Raw genomic sequence first — 20,451 nt, forward strand, 5'->3', positions numbered from 1 at the left:
TTTGTGTATAAATAGGATCCCTTTGTAATTATTTGGTATCTATAAATCATTTTAAGACATTATGAATCCAGTTTTAAAACGTTTACAAGAAACTCTTTTTGATCAAGCAATTGGATTCGATGATCCAAACTCATTGAATATGACTTTATCTGTTCGTAACAGATTTTATCGTAAAATCGTCTGCTCACACCTTATTTTACATAGTGAATACAATTTGCTGGGACAGCAAATTAGAGCTAATTTGTTATCGCCACATCCTGTTAAAGAAGAACATATTGTGGAGCAATTAATTGCTGCACGATTGTTGGCTACATTACTGGAATATGTTTACCAATATTACTTAATTGTACCAAGAGAGGTGGAGTGTTTACGCAGACAACAACAACTTTATTGTGAACTGCTAAATGAAATCGATGTTACCCTTGTAGATTTTACTGTACTCCACTCAGTACATGGAAAACAGCCTAGTATGGAATTATGCTATAAATTATTTACTCAGTTAAAAAAAATCAATGCTATCTTCCCCGAAGAAAAAGTTCATGTAGGGGCTTCTTTTTCCCAACAAGTGCGTGTACAAACTATTAATATTAATTTATACCGATTATTATTCATTCGATCGAAACGCTTATTAGATTTGATTTCCACCCTAAGTTTTAGTGCGGATTGGTATCACCGTGTTATCAGTAATCTGGATAAATATACCGATCCTTTTCTCCGTCATGTTGCTTGGTTTTTTTATGTTCCGCGACTAATCACGAATCTTTTCCTTTTATTAAAACATACCTTAATAGGTCCATGGATGAAGCAAGAAGAAAGGATGTTAAGCTGGAATATTCGCTTTCAAGGACAAATGCTACGTCGCTGGTTTGAATTAGGTAATGATTTAGCATGGGTAGGGGTGGGGATAGTTAATTCTTTTATCTTAACGGGTGTTTTAGCCCAGATAGGCATCTATTTATCTATTGCCTTTTTTGGTTTTGATGTGGCTATGTCTTCAGTGCGTACTTATATTGAATTGAATCGATTAGCTGAATTGCGTAAAAAATATCGCTCTATGATCACTACTGAAAATAAAGATGAAATAGACCAATTTTTAGGTCTATTAGATAAGCAGTTTAATTTTGAGTTATTGCGTTTGGGTTCTCACGTAATGAGTACATTGGGAATTTTTCTTTCAATGTGTTGTGCTGCACCATTGGTCGCCACATACCCAATAATTCCTTTGGTGGGAGCAACTTGTTTGGTTCTCATTTGTTTCATTAATTTTGCTTTAGTGCCCATTATTGCTCATAAGCGCCCAAAAGATATTATTGAGATCCCCTCTGGAGGAGTAAAAAAATTAAGCTTTTTTGCTAAGAGGAACGAGCCTATAATAAGGTTTGACATTGAGCAGGTTGAAACTAGCAAAGAAAATAAGACGGCTCTGGATGGGATGCAGTTTTCTCTAAGCCATAAGTAGAGCCTTTGGCAATTGAGTGTTATGCTTTTGTATCTTAAATTACTATTTGTAGGTACGTCATGTCAGCACCTGTTGGATTACCCCAGTTTAGTCATATCGATATTAATCATTTTAAATTGCATCTTGATGGAATGTTAAAAAGTCATTTAGAGCGAGTCGAGCGTATACTTCAGGAAAATCAACTGTACACTTGGGATAATTTAATGTATCCATTAGAGAATATGGCTGACGAATTGGAGCGTTTTTGGTCGCCAATGTCTCATTTACATTCGGTAATGGATTCTCCATCATTGCGTGAATGTTATGATGCATGCTTACCCTTGCTTTCTGTTTATGAAGCGGCTATGGGGCATAATCACAAATTATATAAAGCTATTGAATCCATTGACACTCATACCTTAAATCCAGTACAGAAAAAAATTATTACTGATAATTTACGTGATTTTAAATTATCTGGTGTAGCATTGAATGAACACGATAAAAAACGTTTTGAAGCGATTCAAATTCGTTTGGATGAATTATCCAATCAATTTGAACACAACATATTGGATGCAACCCAAGCAATTACTATCCATATCACCAATCCACAACGTTTAGCTGGATTGCCTGAACATGCTTTAAATACAGCGAAAGAATTGGCTGCAGAGAAAGGACTTGAAGGATATGTTCTTACTCTGGAATATCCTTGTTATCAAGCCGTGATGAGTTATGCTAACGATCGTGTTCTGCGGGAAGAAATGTATCAGGCCTATGTAACTAGAGCTTCGGATCAAGGTCCTAATGCGAGCACTTATGACAACACCCCATTAATGGAGGAACTATTAGCTTTGCGTGATGAGGAAGCCAAGCTTTTAGGTTTTACTAATTATGCTGAATTATCTTTGGCAACCAAAATGGCTGACTCTACAACTCAAGTAATGGACTTTATGAATGATTTAGTAAAACGAGCACATCAGCAAGCCCAAAATGAGTTTTCAGAATTAAAAGAATTTGCCGCAAGTAAATGGCATATTGATCCTATCAAACCATGGGATCTTGGTTATTTATCTGAAAAAAGAAGATTGGATTTATTTGCATTGTCCCAGGAGGATTTACGCCCTTATTTCCCTCAGCCTAAAGTAATGCAGGGACTATTTGATCTGATTAAAGAACTTTATGGCATGACGATTGAAGAAATCAAAGGAGTTGATATTTGGCATAAAGACGTACAATGCTATTGTGTAATTGATGAACATAATCAAGTACGTGGTTATGTGTACACCGATTTATTTGCTCGAGCAAATAAACATAGTGGTGCTTGGATGGATTCTCTTCAGAGCCGAAGAAAACTGGACGATGGAAGTATCCAATTACCTATAGCAACTTTAACCTGTAATTTCGCTAAGGCATCTGCTAATAAACCAGCAATATTGTCACACGATGAAGTAGTCACTTTATTCCATGAGTTTGGTCATTGCCTGCATCACATTCTGACCCAGGTTGATTATCTTGATGCCTCCGGTATTAACGGGGTTGAATGGGATGCAGTGGAGCTACCTAGCCAATTTTTTGAAAACTGGTGTTGGGAGAAAAGTGCATTAGAATTACTCACTTCACACATTGAAACTCAGCAGCCATTATCTGAGTCACTCTATAAACGTTTAATTGCCGCCAAAAATTTTCAATCTGCTATGGCTATGTTAAGACAGATGGAGTTTTCTTTATTTGATTTTCGTATTCATCAAGAATACAAAAAAAATGATGGCTCGCTGATAAGTGATATTTTAGCTGATGTACGTACTAAAACGAATGTACTGCCTATAGCTCCTTATAATCGTTTTCAACACAGTTTTAGTCATATTTTTGGGGGCGGTTATGCGGCAGGTTATTACAGTTACAGTTGGGCAGAAGTTTTATCCAGTGATGCATTTTCACGTTTTGAAGAAGAAGGAATTTTAAATCCGCAAACTGGCCGAAATTTTCTACATTCTATTTTAGAAGTGGGAGGCTCCAGAAAAGCATCTGAAGCTTATAAAGATTTTAGAGGCCGCGTTGCAACAGTGGATGCCTTATTACGTCATAATGGTATTCATGATTAACTATTTTTTCCCTTCATTAAGGAAAACGCAAAGTAGACGTGAGCCTAAACATTTTTAATTTTAGTTATAAAAATGCTAATTTGCCATTATTTATGTTATACTTAAAATGTACAAATTGGGGGCGACCCGGCTTCGACGTGGGTTGCAAAACCAGAGGTGCATGCCGAGAATGAGAACTCTCGTAAATCAGACTCACTAAATATAAATGCAAAAAACGATGCATACTTTGATTATGTTTCTTCTGATAGAGCTGGAGCTATTGCAGCTTAATCAATTTAAACAAATCGACGTGTACTGGCATTAAACCCAGTGCCCCGTTGACCGAGCTCGCTTATTGGTATCGAATCAACGGTCATAGAAGATAAGCTAGTGTTTTAGTCTATCCCGGATTAAGATGCGAAACTCAGGGAATCGCTGTGTGCCATCCTGCCCGTCGGAGAGCTCACAGTTAAAACAAAAGACAAGGCTACGCATGTAGAACTGAAGGCAGAGGATCTGCGGACGCGGGTTCGATTCCCGCCGCCTCCACCAATTTAAAATACTATTAAAGACCACTTAAGACCATCAAAAGCCCTTATAAATCAAGGGCTTTGTTGTATTTGCACACTGTCTTTTGTAGTCTTTTACTGTCCCCGGATGATCCCAAAATGTACCCAAAAATCGTTGGAAAGTACCCAATTTGTGCCCAAAAATTCTGGCCAATAAATCGGCAAAAACAATCGTCCAGATTTAAATCAGTCAATAAAGGCATAATTTCTGGTACAGACAGGACAGGTTACTAATAAGGGCGCTGTCAGTTATCTATTTATGTTCCAATGTTTGTTTCCAGAATCAACAAAAACTATAAGGATTAAATCAAATGCATCCCAATCCTAACGAGTTGCACCCCATTCCTGCGTCTTCACGAACGGCATTTTTGAAAAACATCATCAAAAATCCTAACATCATTGTGGGAAATTATACCTACTATGATGATCCAGTTGATGTCCACAATTTTGAAAAAAACGTTCTTTATCATTTCGATTTTATTGGTGACCAACTGATTATTGGCAAATTCTGTCAAATCGCCACCAATGTTAAATTTATAATGAACGGTGGCAGTCACCATTTGGGCGGTTTCTCCTCATTTCCCTTCATTATTTTTCAATCTTATTGGCCTGAAGTGCCATTTATTCCTAATCGCAAAAAAGATACCGTAATTGGTAATGATGTGTGGATAGGCTATGACGCGACAATTATGCCAGGTGTAATCATTGGTGATGGTGCGATTATTGGCACTCGTGCGGTGGTCACTAAAGATGTAGCGCCATATGAGATTGTTGGTGGAAATCGGAAGCATCACCATTATTGATCTTTAATGCATCCTAATCATGATTTTTAAGCTACCTTTTTGTATATTTCTGATTCCACTTTATTCCAATCACCATCCCATGAACCACTAAAAACAGAAGCTCTGATTTGTAAAACGTTGTGCGCACCATCACGACCCCATAACATTTTTTGCTTCCCTTTCTGCCGGTCATTAATAAGTGTATTCACAGTTGATTCTGCAAGATTACTAGTGTAGACGAGCCCCGCCTTTTGCCGTTCACTGTAATTAACAATTCCTTTTTTATTGTTGTTTATGTAGGTAGTGTCATTCATGCAGCAGAATCAATTCTTGTGATTGTTTGTGGCGGAATCAATACTAGCCATTTTAATATTCCTAAATAATTTCCGGGTGTTTGCAAATGTTTTTAAACCATAATAGAGGCTGATACTCCAAGCATGGAATGCTTTAAAGCATAAGCATCAAAAGAGCACAGGTAGAATGAGTCCCTATGCTATTTGCCTACTTAAATTAATAACAGTACCTAAAATTTTACACCCGACGAGTTCATGGCTTTGAATAGCCGCCCAATTTTTATTAGTAGCTAGTAGCTCAAATTGCAGGCTTGACTTAGAAATAGATAACTGTTTATAACGACGGATAATCACTTCAGGATTGCCGTCACTTTTGACCACAACAATATTGCCTGGCTTTGGCGTCGCATCCGGATTAACGATTAGGACATCATCTGGCCTTAACTCAGGTTCCATGCTTTCATCTTCCATTTTCAGCGCAAAAGCATTGTCACCTATCACTTTAGCAAGTTCTATAGTGATGGGTATAAATGTTATTTCACCGTCGTACTCTCCCTCTCTTATGGATTGAATCCAATGTTGTGGATTATCAAGTTGCTCAGGACTCAACAACGGCATTAATGCCCCGACATAATTTTTATCCAAAGGATGTGGTTGTTTGCGGTCGGTGAGGCACATCAAGAATGCAGGGGAGACCTCGAGTACCTTTGCTAATTGTTTAATCTCTTCCGGTCCAGGTGTCCGAATACCTTGCTCCCAATTATTAACTCTGGGTTGCTTTAGCCCACCGGCTAACTCGGCAAGCTTTGCTTGAGTTAACCCCTTAGCTTTTCGCTCGACCTGGATCCGCTGCCCAATCAATTTCTTTATATCATTCATGTCGCTTTAAATTTCCTATTTGAGATAGTTAATAAACTATTGACATTATCACCTATGTGATAATATTATCACGAGTATCAATAATTAAATTATTATTTAATTCAAATATAGCATAAGAAAAAAAGAATAACGATGCTTACTTCTTAAAGTGTCATCGGAAATCTTAAGTCAATGGATAAATGAGGATTTTATGGATTTTGTCATTAACGATAATGAGCTTGCTGCACTCTGCGGATTACCGCATATCCAGCAACTGGCTTATCTGAGAGGTATACGACCGTATATGGACGTTAAAACCGGATTAGTGGGTATTAAAAGGCGTATCAGTTATCAATCGATATCTGAGCAGCTGTATGTTGAGCCGCATCAAGGCATTAAGAGCCAAAATTTTTCACGTGATCAACTGAGACGCGCCATGTCTGGTTTAGCGCGTGCCGGCGTTATTACTGTGCAATCAGAAGGGATGCAATTAATTTTAAAATGCGAATTGGCTCATAGGGATTATTCCGTCCAAAATAAAGCCGCCATAAACCCGCCACAGAAAGCCACCACAAACCAGCATGAGAAAAGCCTTGTAAATACTGAGGGTTGGGGGGCTGGGTACTCAAAAGCCGACATAGCAGAATCACAAAAAGCCGCCATACCTCTAAAAGATAATAATTATATTTATTTATTATCGCAATTCGAAAAATTTTGGTCGCTTTATCCAGAGAAAAAATCAAAACACAAGGCACAAGCCGCATTTGAACAGCTAAACCCTGATCCAACGTTATTTCAGCAGCTCATACAAGCCTTACAGACACAAATCAATCATGTTGAGGCAATGCAATTACGTGGCACATGGGTACCACCTTGGAAATATCCGGCGAATTGGTTAACCCAACGATGCTGGGAGGATGAACACTCTACGGATGCATTACAGGAGACACAGCATGCAGAGCATACAAAAAATACTCGAAAACGTGGCGCAGGTTCAGACATGTTCTGCCCGCCCTGTGATGTCGACGAACCAGAAAGAAACAATGTCATCCAGCTCCAAAGATATTTACAAAGTTGATAAGCGGATTGATTTACTGTTCTCCAAATTTGCTGCTTTTTATGGGCATATTTGGCGAAGCCAATTTAAAGATGAGGTGTTTTTTAAATTTGCTAAAAAGGAGTGGCAAGAGGCGTTAAGTGAGTTTACGGATGAGGTGCTTACTCAAGCAATACTGAATTGCCGAGAGTTTTATGAGATGCCGCCTACACTGCCTCAAATGCGTCAGTGCTGTAGGCAAATTAAAAAACAAACGTTTGTTGATGTTGTGAAAGAAACGTATGTCCCTGCAAATCCGGCAGTTGTTTTGTCTTGTTTGCAGCAGTGTAAGGAATTTTTAGCCAAATAACACAGGAGAACACTATGTTGGTTTTAACTAGAAAAATTGGGCAACAGATATTGATTGGTAAGGGTTTGATTCAAATGAAAGTGCTGAAAGTCACAGACGATATTATCAGTATTGGCATCAATGCCCCACAGCATATCGACATTGACCGCGAAGAAATTTATCTAAAAAAATTGCAGCAAGAAAAAGCGAAGGTGGCGTTATGAGACGACTAAAAAGCTGGCCACAGTGCACGGGTAATCTTTATTGGATAGCTGTCTGCTTGATGGTGCCTTCAATCTCACAAGCACAATCCATTGAAAGCATCATTAACCGAACCATCACCTATTTACAAGGCGGTCTTGCAAGAACTGTGGGTATTTTTTGCATCATCATTGCAGGCTATCTGTGTTTGGCTCTTCAAAAATTCCCCAAGGAATATTTCGTCATGATTTTGGTCGGTATGGGCATCATCTTTGGTGGATCTTCCTTGTATTCAACAATTATTGGCTAAGGGGACTCCTGTGAGCGAGTTAGAGATAAGTCCGTTATTTAATGCCCTAACAAGACCCGCTATGACAGCTGGCGTTACCTTCGAATACCACATGATCAATTTGATTGTATCGATGTGTGCGTTCATTGGGATATCGCCACTTTATGGACTCATTTTTGTACCACTTCACCTCTTTGGATGGGTCGTTTGTCGTTATGACTCACACTTTTTTACCCTTTGTGCCAAACGCCATGCCTTGCCACAAGTACCTAATGCTTACATTTGGAGGGCTCGAGCTTATGAACCTTTCTAAAGTGCTCAAGCGTGTTTATCAAGAAGCCAAGATATCAGATCTTTTTCCAATTACGCACCTCAATACACCCAGTATTTTTGAATCACAATCAGGTTTCGTTGGGGCGGTACTCCGTGTTAGTGGTGTACCCTTTGAAATCGAAGATCCAGATACTTTAAATCACCAAAAATTTTTACTGCATCAAGCGTTTCTTGGATTGGATTCGCGTTTTATTGTTTACGTGACCACGCATCGGCAAAAAACAACCTGCCAATTAACAGGGGCGTTCAAATCTGGATTCGCTCATGATCTGGATAAACAGTATCACCAACGCTTTAAAGAGCAAAATATTTACACTAATCACCTATACATCACGGTGGTCTTAAAAGGCGATGACACGAATAAAACAGGTTCCTTATTGCAATGGGTTCAGCGCATTTCAGGAAAAAATCATGCTGAAATCGCGACACATCAACGTGAAGTGAAAATCACAACCCTTACGCAAACCATGCAACAACTCAAAGCGAATCTAGCGCCCTTTGGTGCTTCAATATTAGGTGAGAAAGAGGAAACGCTTGGTTTTAGCGAACTAGTCGAGTTTTTAGGCTTAGTTGTCAATGCAGGCCAATCATTACAATACAGACACCCCATTCACAGCCCTGCAATAGCCAACACAATACCCAATACATTTACAGCAGAAGCAAAATACCCTCATGGCCACTTAGGGCATTATGTCAGCCGATATCAACTACTCTTTGGTGAATACATCCAATTTCAAGGCAATACCCATGATAATTGCCGCTTCGGTGCCATGCTTTCTTTGAAGAAATACCCAACAAGCACCGTCAGTATTTTACTAGATCACCTATTGTCATTGGATTGTGAGTTTATTTCTACCCATACATTTGCCTCCATCGGCCTAGATGCAGGTCTTAAGCGAATTGATCACAAGCGCACCAAACTATTAAGTGCTGAAGACAAGGCGATTAGTCAAACGGATGCATTAGCGGATTTAGAAGATGGGGTTGCCAGTGAAACCTTACTATTGGGCGCACATCACCACACAATCATGTTATTAGCACCAACTAAAGCATTGCTTGAAACGCTCATACTTGAAGCAACTAAGCGCTATGCAAGCAGTGGCATTGTCGTCGCTCGCGAAACGCTTGGCTTAGAGCCTGCCTTTTGGAGTCAGTTGCCCTGCAATCAACATTTTATTGCACGAGCATCGTTGATTACCTCTCTTAACTTTGTTGATTTTTGTCCGTTACATAATGCGAGCCAAGGATTTAACAATGAGAATTTCCTAGGCGGCGCGGTGACGCTTTTGGAAACACCTTCCAAAACGCCCGTCTATTTTAATTACCACACCAAAGGGTCGCGCACGAATCCCTCAAAAGGACATGCTGCGGTCTTTGGCGGTAATAACGCCGGTAAAACCACGCTGGTTAATTTTTTAGATGCCCAAATGATGCGATTTGGAGGGCGTAGTTTTTACATCGATCGCGATGAATCTTCCAAAATCTATATTCTGGCTTGTGGCAATAGCGCTTATATGAAGATTGACCCTGCAAATGCAGTCGCCATGAATCCACTGCAATTGCCGGACTCCCCAGAAAATCGTTCATTTTTAAAAACATGGTTTGGCACATTGGTGCAAGCAGAGGGCGAAAGTGTTACGCCTAGTGATATTGCTGAAACCATTAACAACTGCATCGATTATGCCTTTGAGCAATTAGCGCCTGCCTACAGAACGTTAAGTCATGTCAGCCAGTTTTTACCCATCGATTTTCCCCGGTGGACTCATTTACGTAAATGGCTCAAGCAGGATCACGCAAGGATTGATGGCGAATTCCACTGGCTTTTTGATAATGTTGATGACGCTCTGAACCTTAATTTTGACAAAGTAGGCTTTGATGTCACTTTTCTCATAGATCAAACGCATCCCTTAATTGCGACACCTGTTTATTTATACCTTGTTCACCGTATGCGCCAATGCATGGATGGACGCCTCACATCTTTTGTTATTGATGAAGCATGGCAATTGTTTGCCTCACCTTTCTGGGAAAAATGCTTGAAAGAGTGGTTGCCTACCATCAGAAAGAAAAATGGCCATTTTATTTTTATGACGCAATCACCAAAAACAGTGACCACATCCTCCATCAAACACGTTGTTTTTGATAACTTGGCGACGATGCTTGTGTTTCCCAATCCGCTTGCCGATAGGGAGACCTATATCGAGCAATTGAAATTAACCGAGTCTCAGTATCAAGCCATCCAAGAGAATAGTCCTGAATCAAGGATCTTCCTTTACAAGCAAGATAATGAGGCCATGCTTTGCAAACTTGATTTAAGTGGCTTGAGCAATTACATCCGTGTGCTTTCAGGGAATACCCGCTCAACAAAGTTGCTGGATGAAATCATAAATGAAGTAGGTGATAACCCAAGTCATTGGCTGCCTATTTTCTTCGAAAGGAGCCAGCAATGAAAAAAATACTCTTGGCTAGCATCGTTGCCATTGGCATCAGTCCTGGCCTTCATGCGGATATTATCGGTGTTGCAGACGCGGAAATGATTGCGGTCGCACTCAAACAATTGAACGAATTACAAACCCAATATCGCGTATTAACAGACACCTATCAAGCGGCTAAAAGCCAAGTCGATAATCTCAACCAATTAAAATCAATGAACAGTGGTCATTATGGTTTTGGCGATCTCAATAATGGTGTGGATGCGCTGCAAAGTTGGCAATCGCCAGTCAGCACATGGCAGGATGCTTTGCATAATTTATCCGGTGGCAATCCTGAGCGTTATCAAGCGCTGATTGATGCTTATGAAAAGAATCACCCCACCTTAAGTGAAACCGATTATGCACGTTACACCACCCCTGAAAAAGCCGCTCGCTTTAAAGAAGACAAAGCGGTGAATCGTGCCGTGCAGGTTCAAACCACCCAAAGCTATAACGAAATCAATCAACACATTGCAGCCTTGCATAAACTCTCACAACAGATTGAAAAAACCGCCAATACCAAAGGGGCAGTTGATTTGAATTCGAGGCTCATCACTGAACTGGGGTTTATCCAATTGATGAGTTTGCGACTACAAGCATTGACGAGCCAACAAATCGCCCAAGAAAGTTTATCCGAGCTTCAAGACCGAGCGGAAATGGCGCAGTTCAACCGATTATCGAATCACTGATAGGAGCAGTTGCATGACAAACAAATGGTTTATCGCTGTATTGATAATAGGCGTGTTAAGTGGATGCGCAAAGCCCCCCGATCTGGAAGCTCCTTGCCACAACTTCGGCCAGTTTTGCCCGCAATACCCGATTAATGACGAACCAATCAAAGGAGAGAAGGCATGAATGTCTATTGGAACATATCGGTCGTTATAACAGCATTGCTGTTGGCTGGCTGCCATCATGATAACCCATTAACAAAGCACGCACCCAAAGAATCTGCCCTATTTTTAATGAATGCTTCTGCAAATGTTGAAAAACGCCTGAACTTTGTAATTCAGCAAGATGAGTTCGGTTATGGTTATTTAGAATGCATGGAAGGAAAAAAGAGCGTTGATATTCGTTGCCCTGAGTTACTCAAGGGCATGGTGCAGTTTGCCAAAGAAAATCACTACCCTGCGTTTAAACAGATCACTTTATCCGATCTCACCGATAAAGCCGTGTTTCAAAAAATAGGCGATAAGTATGCAGAAATTGCAGCAACCACGTGGCCTCATTATTTCCCTGTGAGCCAATCATGAGCGGCTTACAATTCGATAACTTCATTGTTCATCTCGCCAATGAGGTCGATCAATTGACGAATCACTTTGTGCTTGATGGTTACAGTGCGCTTGCATCACTCCTGAAAGCGCCACTTGGCTCCATGATTGTGCTTTATATCATACTGACAGGTTATGCCATCGCTCGCGGCATCATTGAACGACCTCAACACGAGTTACTGAAATTTAGCATTAAAGCGGGCTTAATTTATATGGCTGCCATGAACTGGGATTGGTTTGCCTCACACATCCGTGATCTGTTTGTTGTTGGCAGTGAATCAATTGCATCCACGCTTATGCAAGCGGTACATAAGCAGCCTACGGGCGGTTCTGTAAATCAGGGGCTGCAAAATGTGTTAAATGAAATTTTAAAGCTAGGTACAACCTTATTTGATGCAGGATCATTAAGAAAATTAACACCTTATTTTGCAGGCATGATGGTGTTTTTATCAGGCAGTATCACCATCGGCCTTGCTTTTATAGAGATCGTCATTGCCAAGCTAATGTTAGCCATCACGCTCTGTACTGCGCCACTCTTCATCATTTTTACATTGTTCGAACAAACCAAATCTTTTTTCGACCGCTGGTTAGGCGTTTTAACCGGATTTGCATTTGTGCTGATTTTTGTCTCAAGCGTTGTCGGTCTTTGTGTTCATCTATTGCATTGGGTCACCTCTGCCTTATCGGGTAACACCGAGCAGCTCACAGCAGCTATTTGGGTGCCCATTTTTATCGTGGCTTGTCTTTGTGTCATGGGGATCACGCAAGCTGTGGCCATCGGTAAAAGCATCGGTGGGTCACTGTGTACCTCGGGTGGTGCATCCATGGTGGGTGGGTTTATTGGCGGCAGTATTGGCGCTTGGGGAATGTCAAAAACCATGTTGCAAAAGCCCATGAGTATTTCACGCCAAGGATTAGGTGGCTCATCCAGTTTGGTCAAAAAAGGCCATCGGATGGGTGCTGCCAGTCAAAATCTATGGAAACAATTACATAAAAATCTACGCAAGGGGGGATCATGAGTAAAGACTTAAATCATTATTTTAAACAGGCAAGGCACTGGGCGGATGATCAGTTTGGTCGGTTGGAACAGTCTCGAAACCGTTATCAGGCAGCCTTTCTTTCAGCTATGGGGCTAAATGTGGTGGCGTTAATTGTCATCGGTATGCTCGCTCATTATCAAACGTTAGTACCAATGCTGGTGCATCATTATGACAATGGTGTCACTACCATTGACCCCATCAATAATGAGCAAACACCGATTAATCAGGCACAAGTTGAAAGTGATATTGTGCGCTACATCGAGTTGCGCGAATCCTATGATGTATCCAGTTATCGTGCCCAATTTGAGTTGGTCAATTTGCTTTCCAACAATAACGTTGGCAAGGAGTATCTAACTGAGCATGATGCATCAAATGCAGCCTCCCCCATTCATACATTAGCCAATAATAGCAAACGAGAAGTTCATATCTACAGCATTAATTTCTTGGATTCGTTGTTGGCCAATGAACACGATATTCATAAAGACCACCATGCCTTGGCAGAAGTTGTTTTTAGTCTGGTTGATACCGATAAATCAACCGGTAAAAGCACCACCACGCATTTTAACGCGATGATTTCATGGCGCTATACGAGCCCTCCTGATTCACCTGATCGTCGTTGGAAAAATTGGGATGGTTTTGAAGTTATTCGCTACAGCAAACAACCTCGTATTGTGGAGCAACATGCATGAAAAAATTTTTAATCGGTACAGTAACCACTCTCTTAGCCACAGGATTACATGCTCAAAATAATCCGGTGTCTTTTTCAACGGACTCACGAATTAAGCAGGTGGTCTATCAAGACAATAACGTGGTTTCTATACAGGGGATGACCTTCACCACCACACAAATCCAATTTGGTGATAAAGAGGAAATACTGGATATCGAAGGTGGTGATAGTACTGCATGGATGGTTACTTATCACCCAGAATTATCGAATACTGTGTTTGTAAAACCAACCATCTTGGATTCCAGTACCAACCTGACGGTCATTACTAATCAGCATGCTTACTATTTTCATTTAACCTCTAACAAAAAATTGGAGCGTAACCCTACTCAACAAACCTATGCGGTGAAGTTTGTTTATCAGCCCACCAATATTCCTGCGAAACCAGTCACAAAACAAGCACCGCCAAAGGTAAACCCATTCATTCATCCCAAAGCACTCAATACGGCCTATCGCTTTAGCGGCAGCCCGCAGTTAGTGCCACGGCATGTATTTGATGATGGCAAGTTCACCTATTTTGAATTAGCGCACAATGGTGCTGTTCCTGCCATTTTTGCCGTTGATGATCAAAGCGGTAAAGAGTCAACAGTAAACACCAGACGAGAAGGTAAATACCTTATCGTTCAACGCATCTCACCTCAATTTACGCTACGGCAAGGCAGGATTGCCACGTCTGTTTTTAACACACAAGAAATAAACCGTATTGCTGCAAACAGGAGACCTCAATGAAATCAGATGAAAAAAATGTCCAAGAGTCAGTGGGCAGCAGAACGCGAGTCGCTAAAAATCCTAAATATGCGAAGCTAAAAGATAAAGTGCTTCTCGTAGGCGTAATTCTTGTCTGTGTCGGAATTGGCGCAAACGGCTTAATGCCCAAACGCAAAAACAGCCAAATAGTTGATGAAAACAATAAAGAAAATACGTCTCTGCAATTAAACCAAAATATGGCGCTAATTGCTGCTATGAGAGACAAAAGTAAAACCCTTTCCTCGGGTTATCAAGGTGGCGATCCAATGCATCCCCCTGTGTTAAGAACTCAACAAAATTCGGATGCATTGACCAAAGAAACATTGGCACGAATGAATGCGCCCTCCACCTTTTATAGTGTCAGTGGTAATGGCAGTGAATCACAATCTAAATCCAAACTCGGTAGCCACCGTCAAGATAAGGCGCTCATGGGGCATGATGCCAATTCAGAGTTTTTAAACCAGCAGGATGATATTACCGCGGTAAGTGCGAAACGTTTACCCCATCCCAATATGACCGTACCCGCAGGAGAAATGATTCCTGCAACACTTGAAACCGCCATTAATTCTGAGCTTGCAGGTATGGTGCGTGCCGTGACGTCCAGAGATATTTATGCGCTATCAGGCGATAAATTACTTATACCAAAAGGCTCAACCTTAGTAGGGCAATTCAATACGGCAATCACGCAAGGCCAGAGTAGAGTCTTTATTGTGTGGAATCGCTTACAAATGACGAACGGCGTTATTGTGACTTTGAATAGCCCAACTAGCGATTCCATAGGCCGGTCAGGGCAAGCGGCTGATTATATTGACCGCCATTTCTTTGAGCGATTTGGTAGCGGTGCATTGTTGTCCGTCTTAGGTGCTTATACGGCAACAGGTGGGGTTCATGGCCAAGATGAATACAACTCCATGTCGCAATACCGTATGAATGTTGCCGGTAGTTTCCAACAGGCCGCCAATCAAACGCTACAACAAGACATGCAAACAAGACCGACGTTACAGGTGAATCAGGGCGCATCTATCAATGTCTTTGTGGCACATGATTTAGACTTTTATCGTGTTGCAGGAAGACAATGATGGAAGCCATGAAAGCATGTTATTCATCAGGTGCAGTGGGGTTATTAGCGCCACTGCAAGATTTTTTAGATGACCCACAAGTATCTGAAATCTTAATCAACAAACCTCAAGAAGTGTTTATTGAGCGGCAAGGCACATTGCTTCGTTTTGATATACCTGTTTTAACAACGCAATATCTTCGGCGTTTATTTACACTGATTGCCAATGAAAATAAGCAGTGCCTCTCTGAATCATCACCGATTTTATCAGGCAACCTTCATGATGGCTCACGCGTGCAGTTAGTAATTCCAGGAGCAGCACTTCATGAAACGTTGTCGATTCGAAAATTCACACTAAAAAATCTCACCTTCAATGACTATGCAAGCCTTGGTTTTTTTGCTAGGGCACAAGGCGTACATTTAGATTCTGGCTCGTTAATCGATGTACCAGATGAAGAAATATTACGTCGCCTTTATACTACCCTCAATTGGCCGGAGTTTTTAGCGCAAGCCATTCAATTGAAGAAAAACATCATCATTTCAGGGGGAACGTCTTCTGGTAAAACCACCTTTTTAAATAGCTGTGCTCAACATATTCCTTTGAATGAGCGCTTAATCACGCTGGAAGACACATTTGAAATCAACGTGCCGCACGCGAATTGCGTTCGCTTAAAAGCATTAAAGCAAGTAGGTGTTGAGGCGCACCACGTCAGCATGCAGGACTTAGTGCAAGCATCATTAAGGCTAAGGCCTGATCGCATCATCATGGGCGAAATTCGAGGCAAGGAAGTTTTTGATTTTGTATCAGCCTGTTCAACTGGGCATAGCGGCGCATTAGCCACCATTCATGCCAACAATCCTAAAGTGGCCTTCATGCGCATGGCGCAGCTTTATAAGCTGAACCCCATTGCGGGCATGACGGATGCTGATATTTACAATGTCCTACATGAGGTCGTAGATATTATCGTGCAAGTAGCAAAAACCCATGAAGGTCGACGTTTGATGGAGGTGTATTATAAAAACGCGCACTAATTACAGCTTGCTTTTTATCCAGATTGCCTTGTGGCTTGAGATCACCTGTTTACTCACTACAGTTTTGATAGGTAGCCCTCAATGGGTAACACCAACAGCGTTGGTTGCTTTTATTGCTAATGGTTTTTGGATTGAAACTGAATTGGCCTTATGTGTGAGTGGTTGGATTCTTCTAAGCCTCATTGGCCTGTCAAAGACAGGATTTTCACGATACTTATCACTTGCCTCAATCGCGATTTTATTATGCCTAACAGGCTTGTTTTTATTAGGTTACCTGGTGTTTTCATGGATATATTTAGATCAATTTTACGGCCACGAAGGCCTCGCCCATTTATTCTGGCAGCGTTATCAAGAACCCATGCTGTGGCATCAGTTTATCCAAACAGAATGCATCTCACTGGCCACAGTTATCGTAGGGGTCGTCGTTGTGTTATTTGAACGGTTAAGGCCTTCGCGCAAAACCTTAGGAAAAGCGCATTTTTCCAATGGGTTTGAAACCCATCAAGCCGGATTTTTTAAGCGTGAAGAACAAAGCATTCTCATTGGTAAGAAATATGGTGCGCCTCTCTATTCCAATGGTTTTGAACATGTGTTGGTTTTTGCGCCCACAGGCAGTGGTAAAACGCGCAGTATTGGTATTCCGAACTTGTTTCATTATCCTTATTCCGTGGTCTGTAATGATGTAAAACTCACCATGTTTAATACAACCTCAGGCTATCGTGAAACCGTATTAGGCCATAGCTGCTATTGTTGGGCACCTACTAGCGAAGATAGAAAAACACATCGTTATAATCCATTATCCTTGATCTCCGAAGATAAAACTCTACGCCTGACTGACATTCAACGCATAGCACATATCCTAATTCCTGATAGCAAGAAATCAGATCCCATATGGCAACAAGCATCACGTAAATTATTTAAAGTCGCTGTGTTGTATTTATTAGATACCCCTGAACGACCCACAACGCTAGGAGAAATTAATCGCTTGGTCAAGCAAGCAGGTTTCGATGAATGGTTGGCATCCGTATTAGAAGAAACAACACATTTTGATCCAGAGTTTTATCGCAATGGGTATTCTTATCTCAACAATCACGAAAAGACGAGAAGCTCTATTCTTGAAACATTTTCAGGCTATTTTGAATTGTTTGATGATCCCATGATTGACGCAGCCACATCCTCATCTGATTTTGATTTAAGCCAATTGCGACGTGAGAAAATGACCATTTATGTCGGATTCACCGATGATGATATGGAGCGGTTATCCCCACTACTAACCCTATTTTGGCAGCAACTCATATCGCTCATGATCAAGCGCGTGCCCGATCCAGTGGATGAACCCTATCCGTTACTCTGTTTAATTGATGAGTTTTCATCACTCGGCCGAATAGAGCGCTTGCGACGTTCGCTTAAATTGTTGCGTGAGTACCGCGTTCGATGTGTACTCATCATGCAATACATTGCGCAAACCTATGAACAATACTCACATGATGAAGCCAAAGCCTTTACCAATATCAAAACCAAGATTGCGTTTGCAACGGAAGACCTCAATGATGCGGAGTACGTCAGCAAATTACTGGGTACTCGAACGGTGCGTGTCACTGGATCATCAACAAGCACCCAGGAACAAGGCTATTCCCAGTCTAAAAGTTATCATTATCAGGCGCTGCCATTATTACGCCCGGATGAAGTCATGCGGTTGCCCGCCAACCAAGTTTTAATCATGCGAACAGGTCATGCACCCGTGAAGGCTGCGCAATTGATTTGGTACAAGACAACATCAATGAAAAATCTGGCTTGTCGTGAAACAACAGTACCCCACCAAGTCATGGTTCAACACCCCTTTGCACATCCGACAAAACCTGAACTATCACTACTAGAGGCCATGGAAACCTAAACGATGAAGAAACAACCCCAGCAGCCCAGCATGGATGAGTGGCTGTTAGATCCGATACATGGATTAGAAGCGGGTGATGAAGATAATGTCCACTAACCAATTACACCCTCTGATTTTTTAACACCTGAAGCGTTTGAATATTTTTCAAGTATTCAGCCGAAACGATCAGCTTATAACATTGATCGCCAGATAAGGCGATTGATTTCACGGTCAATCTGGCCACGTATTTTGGTTGCGCGGTGTCGCTTACTGCTTTCAACAGTAATGCCTTTGATAGTTGATGGGCATTGGGAATTTTTAGAGCATGTACTGACATTTGTTCGAACTGCTCTGCTTTATCTTGGGTTCCTTATTCATGGACTACGGCTTTTTATGAATATTACCCAGATGATTAAGACTCTCATCTCAAGTGACTTAGTATTTACAGAACTTCAACAATACTTGACTCATTCATGGTTTGAACTATTTACTGATTCGCATTGGATCATCTCTGCGCTGACCCCCTCGGATTATTTAGCGCTGTCCAGCACATTCATGGTTCTTGAGTTGGGATTGATTGCAATGCGCGCATGGATAGAGAGTCGGCGCTTATCAGACTGCATTAAAGCAATTAACGATGCCATCAAGAAGCCAGATTTACAACCTGATCATCTTGATGAATTATTGCGATCAAAAACCCACGCAGAGGCAATGATGCAGCATACGTATAAAAAATTGGCGATCAATTTTGGTGTAACCTTGTGACAGCATCATTGATGCATAGGTATGGCGAGTTTGGTATGTATTTCTATAGCGGATTCCTGCTCTTTTTAAAATATGCATCCACTGAGTACGACGAATTTGCTGCGATGTTTCCCATGGTTTATTGGTACGAGGATTATAAAATACCCGTTTACCTTCAAGATAAGTGAACGATTTTTGATTTTTTAAAGCTTCCAAAGCAGGGGGTAGTAATAAAACATCACGTGAACCGGACTTGGTTTTTGTTCCCTTTTCTTGTTTCAACACAACGGCACGCGAGACTCGAACCATTCCTTTCAGCCAGTCGATATCATCCCACTCCAAAGCGATGAGCTCTGATGTGCGAAGACCTGCAAAAAATGCAAATTGGAATAAATTTCTTGCCTGCCCTGTTGCTTCATTTAAGATGGCTTTTATCTCATCTTGATCAAATGGGTCTACTTCCCAGTCACTGTGACTGGTTTTTTTGTTGATCAATTTAGACAGCACCAATTTATCAAGTGGGTTACGCTCAATCACCCCATCGTTAAGTGCTTGATCCAACATATTGCGTAAAGGCGTTAGAATATTACGCACGGTTTTAACGGTTAAATTCAGTTCAGTCACCCAATTACGGATGATCACCGGTGATAATTCACGAATAGGAATTTTCCCAAAGGTTGGATACAAATGCGCTTCGCAAACCTTCCTATAGCCATTGTAGGTGCTTGCTTCCAATGTCTTTTCTGCAATTGCCATATAATCTTTGAGCAACTCACCAGTCGTTGCCTTAATGATTACATGGCCGAATAATCTTGCGCGTTTCGAATTTGGAAAGTAATCGGCATAATTAAACGTACCCAAAGCAATTGCATTGATAATTTCACCGCGCAACCGTTCAGCATATTTTAAGTTTGCTTTTGTGGGCTCAATTTTTAGTGTTTCACGGCACAAGACCCCCTTGAATCTAAAAACAATTCTAATGCATTGCCCCGTTTCCCACTCACGGACATTTATACCGCGCGTAGGCTGCGAGCTATTGCCTTGTTGCCGTTTTCCACCCATCGCTCAACCTCAATTAAATTAATCCATATATTACCATCTGGTCCTATTTTACATTGTATCCCATCAAGCCATACACCTTTTTTACGTTTGGCATGAACTGCGTTTGCGGTATCACCTGAGTCGATGCAATATTTTTTTAATTTTACCCATTTCATATCAGTAGCTCCCTTATTCAATTCAGTCTACAATCTGATTAATTTCAACGATGTA

At 41.1% G+C, this 20,451-nt stretch carries 22 protein-coding genes, 1 other RNA gene and 2 pseudogenes; 20 read left to right on the forward strand and 5 right to left on the reverse strand.

Translation table 11 applies throughout. The features are described 5' to 3' along the window. Positions 1 to 61 precede the first annotated feature (61 nt). The 4 genes and pseudogenes from WA877_RS09440 to WA877_RS09455 all read left to right on the forward strand — a co-directional run. Positions 62 to 1,459, forward strand: a complete 1,398-nt coding sequence (locus WA877_RS09440) for a hypothetical protein (RefSeq protein ID WP_425170667.1) — start codon at positions 62 to 64, stop codon at positions 1,457 to 1,459. A 59-nt stretch (positions 1,460 to 1,518) separates the two neighbouring features. Then, entirely contained in the window at positions 1,519 to 3,537 is a 2,019-nt protein-coding gene (locus tag WA877_RS09445) for a M3 family metallopeptidase (RefSeq protein WP_425170668.1), read from the forward strand. Positions 3,538 to 3,654: 117 nt separating this feature from the next. Continuing rightward, positions 3,655 to 4,068, forward strand: a transfer-messenger RNA (tmRNA) gene (gene ssrA, locus WA877_RS09450). 328 nt (positions 4,069 to 4,396) lie between these two features. Beyond that, positions 4,397 to 4,867 (forward strand): annotated as a pseudogene (locus tag WA877_RS09455) (CatB-related O-acetyltransferase); the annotation flags it as partial. A 47-nt stretch (positions 4,868 to 4,914) separates the two neighbouring features. Here the strand turns inward: WA877_RS09455 and WA877_RS09460 are convergent. Both WA877_RS09460 and WA877_RS09465 read right to left on the reverse strand, forming a co-directional pair. Further along, positions 4,915 to 5,166, reverse strand: a pseudogene (locus tag WA877_RS09460) (ISKra4 family transposase); the annotation flags it as partial. Positions 5,167 to 5,355: 189 nt separating this feature from the next. After that, positions 5,356 to 6,039, reverse strand: coding sequence for a helix-turn-helix domain-containing protein (locus WA877_RS09465; RefSeq protein WP_425170669.1), 684 nt, complete (start codon positions 6,037 to 6,039; stop codon positions 5,356 to 5,358). Positions 6,040 to 6,229: 190 nt separating this feature from the next. Between WA877_RS09465 and WA877_RS09470 the strand changes: the two genes are divergently transcribed. From WA877_RS09470 to WA877_RS09540, 15 genes are read left to right on the forward strand one after another with little or no spacing between them, the layout of a single operon-like run. Further along, complete coding sequence (locus WA877_RS09470) at positions 6,230 to 7,096, forward strand: hypothetical protein (protein ID WP_425170670.1); 867 nt, start codon at positions 6,230 to 6,232, stop codon at positions 7,094 to 7,096. Next, complete coding sequence (locus WA877_RS09475) at positions 7,062 to 7,424, forward strand: Vir protein (protein ID WP_425170671.1); 363 nt, start codon at positions 7,062 to 7,064, stop codon at positions 7,422 to 7,424. The genes WA877_RS09470 and WA877_RS09475 overlap by 35 nt, the downstream gene beginning before the upstream one ends. A gap of 14 nt (positions 7,425 to 7,438) precedes the next feature. Beyond that, positions 7,439 to 7,627 carry a carbon storage regulator gene (locus WA877_RS09480; RefSeq protein ID WP_425170672.1) on the forward strand — a complete coding sequence of 63 codons (189 nt, stop codon included), beginning with the start codon at positions 7,439 to 7,441 and terminating at the stop codon, positions 7,625 to 7,627. Beyond that, entirely contained in the window at positions 7,624 to 7,914 is a 291-nt protein-coding gene (locus WA877_RS09485) for a TrbC/VirB2 family protein (RefSeq protein ID WP_425170673.1), read from the forward strand. Before WA877_RS09480 ends, WA877_RS09485 begins: the two co-directional genes overlap by 4 nt. Positions 7,915 to 7,924: 10 nt before the next feature. Beyond that, positions 7,925 to 8,206 carry a type IV secretion system protein VirB3 gene (locus WA877_RS09490; RefSeq protein WP_425170674.1) on the forward strand — a complete coding sequence of 94 codons (282 nt, stop codon included), beginning with the start codon at positions 7,925 to 7,927 and terminating at the stop codon, positions 8,204 to 8,206. Further along, positions 8,193 to 10,673, forward strand: a complete 2,481-nt coding sequence (locus WA877_RS09495) for a VirB4 family type IV secretion/conjugal transfer ATPase (protein ID WP_425170675.1) — start codon at positions 8,193 to 8,195, stop codon at positions 10,671 to 10,673. The genes WA877_RS09490 and WA877_RS09495 overlap by 14 nt, the downstream gene beginning before the upstream one ends. Then, on the forward strand, positions 10,670 to 11,383 hold the full coding sequence (locus tag WA877_RS09500; protein ID WP_425170676.1) for a type IV secretion system protein: 714 nt from the start codon (positions 10,670 to 10,672) through the stop codon (positions 11,381 to 11,383). The genes WA877_RS09495 and WA877_RS09500 overlap by 4 nt, the downstream gene beginning before the upstream one ends. 13 nt (positions 11,384 to 11,396) lie before the next feature. Beyond that, a complete protein-coding gene (lvhB7, locus tag WA877_RS09505; protein ID WP_425170677.1) occupies positions 11,397 to 11,549 on the forward strand; it encodes a T4SS-associated protein LvhB7 in 153 nt (50 codons plus the stop codon). Next, on the forward strand, positions 11,546 to 11,944 hold the full coding sequence (locus tag WA877_RS09510; protein ID WP_425170678.1) for a T4SS-associated protein LvrD: 399 nt from the start codon (positions 11,546 to 11,548) through the stop codon (positions 11,942 to 11,944). The genes lvhB7 and WA877_RS09510 overlap by 4 nt, the downstream gene beginning before the upstream one ends. Positions 11,945 to 11,997: 53 nt before the next feature. Beyond that, entirely contained in the window at positions 11,998 to 12,981 is a 984-nt protein-coding gene (locus tag WA877_RS09515) for a type IV secretion system protein (RefSeq protein ID WP_425170679.1), read from the forward strand. Further along, on the forward strand, positions 12,978 to 13,691 hold the full coding sequence (locus tag WA877_RS09520) for a virB8 family protein (protein WP_425170680.1): 714 nt from the start codon (positions 12,978 to 12,980) through the stop codon (positions 13,689 to 13,691). Before WA877_RS09515 ends, WA877_RS09520 begins: the two co-directional genes overlap by 4 nt. Then, on the forward strand, positions 13,688 to 14,455 hold the full coding sequence (gene virB9 / locus WA877_RS09525; RefSeq protein WP_425170681.1) for a P-type conjugative transfer protein VirB9: 768 nt from the start codon (positions 13,688 to 13,690) through the stop codon (positions 14,453 to 14,455). The genes WA877_RS09520 and virB9 overlap by 4 nt, the downstream gene beginning before the upstream one ends. Positions 14,456 to 14,484: 29 nt before the next feature. Continuing rightward, positions 14,485 to 15,552 (forward strand): TrbI/VirB10 family protein, encoded by a 1,068-nt coding sequence (locus WA877_RS09530; protein ID WP_425170682.1) that lies wholly within the window; start codon positions 14,485 to 14,487, stop codon positions 15,550 to 15,552. Further along, on the forward strand, positions 15,552 to 16,562 hold the full coding sequence (virB11, locus tag WA877_RS09535) for a P-type DNA transfer ATPase VirB11 (protein WP_425170689.1): 1,011 nt from the start codon (positions 15,552 to 15,554) through the stop codon (positions 16,560 to 16,562). The genes WA877_RS09530 and virB11 overlap by 1 nt, the downstream gene beginning before the upstream one ends. 28 nt (positions 16,563 to 16,590) lie before the next feature. After that, positions 16,591 to 18,456 (forward strand): type IV secretory system conjugative DNA transfer family protein, encoded by a 1,866-nt coding sequence (locus WA877_RS09540; RefSeq protein WP_425170683.1) that lies wholly within the window; start codon positions 16,591 to 16,593, stop codon positions 18,454 to 18,456. A gap of 100 nt (positions 18,457 to 18,556) precedes the next feature. Here WA877_RS09540 and WA877_RS09545 read toward each other — a convergent pair whose 3' ends face one another. Next, positions 18,557 to 18,772 carry a hypothetical protein gene (locus tag WA877_RS09545; RefSeq protein WP_425170684.1) on the reverse strand — a complete coding sequence of 72 codons (216 nt, stop codon included), beginning with the start codon at positions 18,770 to 18,772 and terminating at the stop codon, positions 18,557 to 18,559. Positions 18,773 to 18,828: 56 nt separating this feature from the next. On the opposite strand from WA877_RS09545, the gene WA877_RS09550 reads away from it, so the two are divergent. Continuing rightward, positions 18,829 to 19,200, forward strand: a complete 372-nt coding sequence (locus WA877_RS09550) for a hypothetical protein (RefSeq protein WP_425170685.1) — start codon at positions 18,829 to 18,831, stop codon at positions 19,198 to 19,200. Here the strand turns inward: WA877_RS09550 and WA877_RS09555 are convergent. Together WA877_RS09555 and WA877_RS09560 are read right to left on the reverse strand one after the other, a co-directional pair. Next, entirely contained in the window at positions 19,126 to 20,241 is a 1,116-nt protein-coding gene (locus tag WA877_RS09555) for a tyrosine-type recombinase/integrase (RefSeq protein ID WP_425170686.1), read from the reverse strand. The genes WA877_RS09550 and WA877_RS09555 overlap by 75 nt on opposite strands. Next, on the reverse strand, positions 20,190 to 20,396 hold the full coding sequence (locus WA877_RS09560) for an excisionase (RefSeq protein WP_425170687.1): 207 nt from the start codon (positions 20,394 to 20,396) through the stop codon (positions 20,190 to 20,192). The genes WA877_RS09555 and WA877_RS09560 overlap by 52 nt, the downstream gene beginning before the upstream one ends. Between the last annotated feature and the right edge of the window lie 55 nt (positions 20,397 to 20,451).

This window comes from Legionella sp. (assembly GCF_049790535.1).
GTDB lineage: Bacteria > Pseudomonadota > Gammaproteobacteria > Legionellales > Legionellaceae > Legionella.

Excerpts from the sequence above, each read along its gene's own strand:
- WA877_RS09440 (WP_425170667.1), top strand. The coding sequence starts at position 62 with ATGAATCCAGTTTTAAAACGTTTACAAGAAACTCTTTTTGATCAAGCA.
- WA877_RS09445 (WP_425170668.1), top strand. The coding sequence starts at position 1,519 with ATGTCAGCACCTGTTGGATTACCCCAGTTTAGTCATATCGATATTAAT.
- WA877_RS09465 (WP_425170669.1), bottom strand. The coding sequence starts at position 6,039 with ATGAATGATATAAAGAAATTGATTGGGCAGCGGATCCAGGTCGAGCGA.
- WA877_RS09470 (WP_425170670.1), top strand. The coding sequence starts at position 6,230 with ATGGATTTTGTCATTAACGATAATGAGCTTGCTGCACTCTGCGGATTA.
- WA877_RS09475 (WP_425170671.1), top strand. The coding sequence starts at position 7,062 with ATGTCATCCAGCTCCAAAGATATTTACAAAGTTGATAAGCGGATTGAT.
- WA877_RS09480 (WP_425170672.1), top strand. The coding sequence starts at position 7,439 with ATGTTGGTTTTAACTAGAAAAATTGGGCAACAGATATTGATTGGTAAG.
- WA877_RS09485 (WP_425170673.1), top strand. The coding sequence starts at position 7,624 with ATGAGACGACTAAAAAGCTGGCCACAGTGCACGGGTAATCTTTATTGG.
- WA877_RS09495 (WP_425170675.1), top strand. The coding sequence starts at position 8,193 with ATGAACCTTTCTAAAGTGCTCAAGCGTGTTTATCAAGAAGCCAAGATA.
- WA877_RS09500 (WP_425170676.1), top strand. The coding sequence starts at position 10,670 with ATGAAAAAAATACTCTTGGCTAGCATCGTTGCCATTGGCATCAGTCCT.
- lvhB7 (WP_425170677.1), top strand. The coding sequence starts at position 11,397 with ATGACAAACAAATGGTTTATCGCTGTATTGATAATAGGCGTGTTAAGT.
- WA877_RS09510 (WP_425170678.1), top strand. The coding sequence starts at position 11,546 with ATGAATGTCTATTGGAACATATCGGTCGTTATAACAGCATTGCTGTTG.
- WA877_RS09520 (WP_425170680.1), top strand. The coding sequence starts at position 12,978 with ATGAGTAAAGACTTAAATCATTATTTTAAACAGGCAAGGCACTGGGCG.
- virB9 (WP_425170681.1), top strand. The coding sequence starts at position 13,688 with ATGAAAAAATTTTTAATCGGTACAGTAACCACTCTCTTAGCCACAGGA.
- virB11 (WP_425170689.1), top strand. The coding sequence starts at position 15,552 with ATGGAAGCCATGAAAGCATGTTATTCATCAGGTGCAGTGGGGTTATTA.
- WA877_RS09545 (WP_425170684.1), bottom strand. The coding sequence starts at position 18,772 with ATGTCAGTACATGCTCTAAAAATTCCCAATGCCCATCAACTATCAAAG.
- WA877_RS09550 (WP_425170685.1), top strand. The coding sequence starts at position 18,829 with ATGAATATTACCCAGATGATTAAGACTCTCATCTCAAGTGACTTAGTA.
- WA877_RS09555 (WP_425170686.1), bottom strand. The coding sequence starts at position 20,241 with ATGGGTGGAAAACGGCAACAAGGCAATAGCTCGCAGCCTACGCGCGGT.
- WA877_RS09560 (WP_425170687.1), bottom strand. The coding sequence starts at position 20,396 with ATGAAATGGGTAAAATTAAAAAAATATTGCATCGACTCAGGTGATACC.